Annotated in this window: 6 protein-coding genes; 1 reads left to right on the forward strand and 5 read right to left on the reverse strand. The window is 65.8% G+C overall.

Annotated features, from left to right (window positions below):
* Positions 1-164: 164 nt before the first annotated feature.
* The 4 genes from V6M61_RS15345 to V6M61_RS15360 form a co-directional block, all read right to left on the reverse strand.
* Entirely contained in the window at positions 165-1,463 is a 1,299-nt protein-coding gene (locus V6M61_RS15345) for a cytochrome c (protein WP_332777453.1), read from the reverse strand.
* Complete coding sequence (locus V6M61_RS15350; RefSeq protein WP_332777454.1) at positions 1,460-2,194, reverse strand: c-type cytochrome; 735 nt, start codon at positions 2,192-2,194, stop codon at positions 1,460-1,462. Before V6M61_RS15350 ends, V6M61_RS15345 begins: the two co-directional genes overlap by 4 nt.
* 105 nt (positions 2,195-2,299) lie before the next feature.
* Entirely contained in the window at positions 2,300-3,397 is a 1,098-nt protein-coding gene (locus V6M61_RS15355; RefSeq protein WP_332777455.1) for a M14 family zinc carboxypeptidase, read from the reverse strand.
* A gap of 326 nt (positions 3,398-3,723) precedes the next feature.
* A complete protein-coding gene (locus tag V6M61_RS15360) occupies positions 3,724-4,038 on the reverse strand; it encodes a 2Fe-2S iron-sulfur cluster-binding protein (protein ID WP_332777456.1) in 315 nt (104 codons plus the stop codon).
* A 154-nt stretch (positions 4,039-4,192) separates the two neighbouring features.
* Here V6M61_RS15360 and V6M61_RS15365 point away from each other — a divergent pair, with 154 nt between their 5' ends.
* Positions 4,193-4,711, forward strand: coding sequence for a GNAT family N-acetyltransferase (locus tag V6M61_RS15365; RefSeq protein WP_332777457.1), 519 nt, complete (start codon positions 4,193-4,195; stop codon positions 4,709-4,711).
* 26 nt (positions 4,712-4,737) lie between these two features.
* On the opposite strand, the gene V6M61_RS15370 is transcribed toward V6M61_RS15365, so the two are convergent.
* A complete protein-coding gene (locus V6M61_RS15370) occupies positions 4,738-4,893 on the reverse strand; it encodes a hypothetical protein (RefSeq protein WP_332777458.1) in 156 nt (51 codons plus the stop codon).
* Positions 4,894-5,368: the final 475 nt, after the last annotated feature.

Below are 5,368 nucleotides of genomic sequence, written 5' to 3' on the forward strand. Positions count from 1 at the left end.
CCCATCGGGCGCAACTCGGCGTTGCCTACCTTGCCCGCACACCAGTGCGGGCGGCGGCAGGCGCCTTGATTTGCGCCCGATGGAACCCCTTCGCACCTCCAATATTAGTGTGAACAGGCCCTAATCAACCGGTTTTGCGGGCGGAACCTCCCCAATCCCTTTTTTTATCGCCCCTGGTGGGCGCGAATCCGGTTGACCTCCAGCGGGCTCACCTCGCCCGCTTCGTTGCCCCACGAGATCCGGATATGGGTGAGCACTGCTGCGATGGCGTTGTCGTCCAGCACCAGCACAAAAGGCGGCATGCCATAGGGGCGCGGGTTGCCTTCGGTGGCGGGGGCGTAGGCGCCGTTCAAAATGATCTGCACCAGGTTGGCGGTGGAAGCCATGGTCACGGCACGGTTGCCGGCCAGCGGCGGATAAGCGCCCGGCACGCCCTGGCCTGCTGCCCCGTGGCACTGCGCGCAATGTTGCTCGTAGAGTTTGGCGCCCGGGATGGCGGCGCTGAATGTGCTGGCTGTTTTGCGGGAGCGGACCACCGGCTGGGCGCTGTGGCTGTCGGGGCCAAGCCGCGGCAGCTCCTGCAGAAACTGCGCCATCGCGCCCAGGTCTTCGTTGCTCAGGTACTGGGTGCTGCGCAGCACCACCTCGGCCATGGGGCCGGTCACCGAGCCGCGCGGCGACACGCCGGTCTTGAGCAGGCTCACGATGTGCTGCTTGTCCCAGTGCTCCAGGCCGGCCTCGTGCGCTGAGGTCAGGGAAGGGGCGTACCAGTTCTGCATCGGAATCAGGCCGCCGGCCAGATCGAGCCCGGCGCTGCTGCCGCCCAGTACATTGCGGGCCGTGTGGCAGGCGCTGCAATGCCCCAGCCCGCGCGCCAGGTAGGCGCCGCGGTTCCATTCGGCGCTGCGGCTGGCGTCGCGCTGGTAGACGCCGGGGCTGAAAAACAGCGCGCGCCAGACCGCCAGCGCCGCTTGCGACTGGTAAGGAAAGCGCAGCGCATGCGCCCGGTTCGCTTGCACCACCGGCGGCAGGCTCTGCAGGTAGGCATACAGGGCGTCAGAGTCCTCGCGTGTGACCTGGGTGTAGTTGGGGTAGGGAAAGGCCGGGTAGAGCAGGCGGCCATTCCTGGAGCGGCCGTTGTGCATGGCGCGCCAGAAATGGGCGGATGACCAGGTGCCAATGCCGGTTTTGTCATCGGGCGTCAGGTTGGACGTGAACACCGCGCCAAAAGGCGTGTCTATGGCGCGGCCTCCGGCATAAGCCGGCCCGCCGCGTGCGGTGTGGCAGGCTAGGCAGTTGCCCGCGCGCGCCAGGTAGGCGCCCCGCGCAATCAGCGTATCGGTGGGGGCCGGGGCTGCGACAGGCACGCGCACATCCGCTTCGTCGCGCACATTGAGCCCCCACACCAGTGCCGTCAGGCCGGCGAGCAGGGCGCCGGCACCCAGCAGCAGCGGCTTTTTCATGGCTTTGCCCCGGCTTGCTGCGGTGCCGGCGCGCTGCCACAAGTGATGTTGATGGCGCCGGGCTGCGGGGCCGGCAGCATGGCCACCGCCTTGCTGCTGGCGGGCAGGGGCTGTGCGGCCAGCCAGGTGGCCACGGCGTTGATGTCTTCCAGGCTCAGTTGCCTCACAATTTGCGCCATGCAGTCGGGCGCATGGGAGCGGCGCAGCCCGGCTCTCCAGGCCCCCAGCTGGCTGTTGACGTAGGCACGCGGCAGGCCGAGCAGGCCGGGGATGTTGGGTTGCACGCCGGTCATGGCTTGTCCGTGGCATTGCACGCAGGCCGGCAGGCGCCGTGCGGCATCGCCCTGCATCACCAGTTGCCGGCCGGCGCGCAGCACCTCAGGCGAGGCCGTGCCCCGTGCCGGGGGCGGGTAGGGCACTTCAAGCGCCGCAAAGTACTGCGCGATCTCCATCAGGTAGGTATCGGACAGCGGGTCCAGCAACTGCGTCATCAGCGCGTAATGGCGGCGCCCGTCGCGAAAGTTGAGGAGCTGGTTGTACAGGTAGCCGGCCGGTTTGCCCGCCAGGCGCGGGTAGTAGCCATCGGGCGCGGCGCGCCCCTGCGGGCCGTGGCAGGCGGTGCAGGCGATGGTGCGCTGGGCAATCGTGTCTTCAAACGGGGGCGCAGCCTGCGCACTGCCGGCGACCAGACAGCCAACAAAAACCACAAGAGCCGCAAGAGTCTTCTGCATGGGCGAAATCATGCCCTACAAACGGACGATAAGCATCAGGGGGCGGGCTTAAAACCCGCACCAGGCCCAAGCGGGGAGCGAATGGAAAACCTTGGTTTTCAGATTTCAGACGGTCGGGTCTGCCTCCAGGCCTGGCCGCAGCATGGACCGGTGCCAGTGCGCGGTGGCCAGTCGTGCCAGTTGCTCCCGCTGGCCGGCATGCGGCAGCCAGCGGCGGGCGCCATAGGCTGCACGGGTCAAAAAATCAAGCAGGTCGGCATGGCGGCGCAGCACCCGCTGGATGCGGTGCGCCTTGATGGGGTTGAAAATGCCGGACCGCGAAAACAGCTGGCGCGGGTTTTTGCGTATCCAGATCCAGGAGCCCATCTCCAGCGTCATCGGCAAAAACAGGCTGCTGGCCGGCGCTTTGTCATAGGCGTGGTCCCACAGGTCGCCATGCAGCAGGTACTGGTTGCTTTGCGGCTCAAAGCTGTAGGGATGGTGCGGGTGGGACTGCGCTAGCATGGTTTTAAGGGCGTACATCTCAGGCAGGTGCTGCATCAGCCGCCGCGTTTTGGCATAGGGAAACCAGATGCTGTCGCCAAAGCCGTAACCCGAATGGCAATCGAGCGCCAGGCTGAAGGGCCGGCTCGACAGCTCTTCCTGCACCACGCGCAGCAGCGTGGCGCTTTCCCGCTCCATGGGCGCACCGCGCCGGCCGCAGTACCAGGGCAGCCAGGGGCCCCAGCGCTGGCCGCCGGCCAGAAACGGCACGTGGTCCTCGGCTTGCTGGGGCGCGTTGCGCATCAGGTCCACGCCCTGCGGGTTGGAGCGTCGGCCGGCCCACATGCCGCCCGGGTTGACGATGGGCATGAACACCAGGCGCACGGTTTGCAGCTGCCGGTGCAGCAGCTCGTCCCACTGCAGCCGGTACAGCAGGGTGCGCATGTAATGGATGATGAGCTGCGAGCCGATACGCTCCAGCCCGTGGATGCCGGCAAAAAAACCGATGGCCGGCGCCAGCGGGTCGCGCGAGCCGATGCTGGCCGTGTAAACCGCAAAGGCCCGGCCCTTGACGGCGGTTTCGCACGCCACGCGGGTGTCAAACCGGTCGCCGCCGGCCAGCAGCACGGTTTTGAGGTCTTCGTACTCCTCAAAGGTGTCAGCGGCGTCGTGACTGTCGACGGGCCGCAGGGCATGGGGATCAGGCGGCAGGGCTTGCATTGTTCCATCCTTGCACACTTATTTGACAGAACACTACACGCTGCAGGCCAAGTCGCCAAGCCTGCGGCGGTGCGCCAAGGGGTTGTTGGGTGCTTGATGGCAAAAAGTGCCTCCAGCCCACGCAATACCTGCGCAATAAGCTATCAAAAACAGAGCAAATAAGCCGGTCGCTAAGCGCCACGAAGGGCCGCCCCGAGAAAGCGACGGCCCCCTCGGGGCTGACGTCCGCGGCTCCAGGCCTGCTGCGCAGGCTTGGACGGACGGAAGAGCCGCTGTGTCTCGCAGCGGCACGTCCAGCGCATTACACGAAGTGAAAAGCGTGGGGGCTAAGCCGGCAGCTGCAGCACCACGTCCGACGCCGCATGTGCCACGCAGGGCAGGATGAAGCCGTCCTGCTTTTCCTCAAAACTCAGGCCCGGCCACTTAATCCGGTAAGTCACCTGCCCGCTGTTCAAGCGGCAGATGCAGCTGCGGCAGGTGCCGTTGCGGCATGAGCTGGGAAGGTCTATGCCGGCCCGTTGGGCGGCCTGCAGCAGCGGCACTGAAGCCGGCGCGTCAAAGCGCAGACCGCCGGGCTCCAGGCGGGCCTGGAATACGGGCGTGCTCAACGCGTCGGGCGGGGGCGGCTTGTTGGCAGGCATGGGGGCAATGAAAAGAGGCGTGCGATCGATTGAGCGCCGAATGTACCTCACGGCAGCAGCAGGCCGGCCGGCATTTGCGGCGACAATGCTGCTCCCCGGAAAATTCCCTATTCCTGTGATTAACTGATTAATTGATTAAAGCAAGCCCTCCGCCATGTCCAGCTACCAAGTCCGTCCCGCCACCGCCCGTGATGCCCAAGCCATCGCCCAAATCCATGTCAGCGCCGTCCTGGCCGCTTACAAGGGGCTGGTGCCCGACGAGCAATTGAGCAGCCAGTCGGTGGAAAAGCGCCAGGCCTACTGGCGTGATGCGATCGAGTTCAGCGAGCCGCAGGTCTTCGTGGCCACCGAAGGTGAGCAGGTGGTGGGTTTTGTCGGCTTTGACCGCTCGCGCGACAAGGGCACACCGTCCACCACCGGTGAAATCTGGGCGATTTATGCCGCTCCGGCGCATTGGGACAAGGGCGTGGGCGTGGCCCTATGGGACGCCGCCAACGACGGCCTGAAAGAAGAGGGCTGCATCAAAGTCACCATCTGGGTGCCGGTGCGCAACGAACGCGCGCTGCGTTTTCACGAGCGGGCCGGCTTCAAGCGCGAAATGACCTCGCTCAAAACCGTGGCCTTTGGCTCGGTCAAGCTCGAAGAAATCCGCCTCAAGCGCGAACTGGCCTGAGGATTGTTCGGGCCGACCGGGTTTGTTCAGAACGGCATTTCAATCACGCGCTCTTCGTCGGGGATGAGGGGGCAGCCTTCATCCGGCGCCACAGGCAGCTCCAGGCCGTCGTCGTCATCGGGCTGCGGTGCTTCGTCCGGAACAGGGCGCGGGCGCGGGTGGGTGGTGTTGCTCACGGCCATGGGGTCTCCTGGTTGCGCTTCGGCTTGGCGCTCACAAGGGGCTGGCTCCAATCAGCCAGACGGCCTTTGCGCTGTCAGCGCGCACCAATAATTGTGCGGCGACTGGCCCGCCCCGTCAAACCTGCCTTGAGCGGCTGTCCGGCAGCGCAAAAAGAGTGTCATAAAGTAAGCAAATGGGCTGACTGGCCGGGCCGGGCCCTGCGCTGCGGTGACAATGGTTTTTTTCACTGCAACCCCTTCAACCTAGAAACGGCAGTTGACCGCTCATTGACCGCTGGCAAGACCGCATGAACACACACTTATTCGCTCACGCACGAGTTCACCTTGTGGGAGACAACGCTACGCACCCGAGTGAGCCGCCCTGGCGCGCGCTGGCGGCGTTGCTCCTCCTTGCGGGCATTAGCCCGCAGCGTCGTGCGCCGCGAAGGGCCGCCCCCGAGCAAGCACAACCCCCTCGGGGGGCAGCGCAGTACGC

The sequence above is a fragment of the Polaromonas sp. genome (genome assembly GCF_036676035.1).
Taxonomy (GTDB): Bacteria; Pseudomonadota; Gammaproteobacteria; order Burkholderiales; family Burkholderiaceae_C; genus Polaromonas.

Coding starts and splice junctions, on each gene's coding strand:
- V6M61_RS15360 (WP_332777456.1), bottom strand. CDS start 4,038: ATGCCTGCCAACAAGCCGCCCCCGCCCGACGCGTTGAGCACGCCCGTA.
- V6M61_RS15345 (WP_332777453.1), bottom strand. CDS start 1,463: ATGAAAAAGCCGCTGCTGCTGGGTGCCGGCGCCCTGCTCGCCGGCCTG.
- V6M61_RS15365 (WP_332777457.1), top strand. CDS start 4,193: ATGTCCAGCTACCAAGTCCGTCCCGCCACCGCCCGTGATGCCCAAGCC.
- V6M61_RS15370 (WP_332777458.1), bottom strand. CDS start 4,893: ATGGCCGTGAGCAACACCACCCACCCGCGCCCGCGCCCTGTTCCGGAC.
- V6M61_RS15350 (WP_332777454.1), bottom strand. CDS start 2,194: ATGCAGAAGACTCTTGCGGCTCTTGTGGTTTTTGTTGGCTGTCTGGTC.
- V6M61_RS15355 (WP_332777455.1), bottom strand. CDS start 3,397: ATGCAAGCCCTGCCGCCTGATCCCCATGCCCTGCGGCCCGTCGACAGT.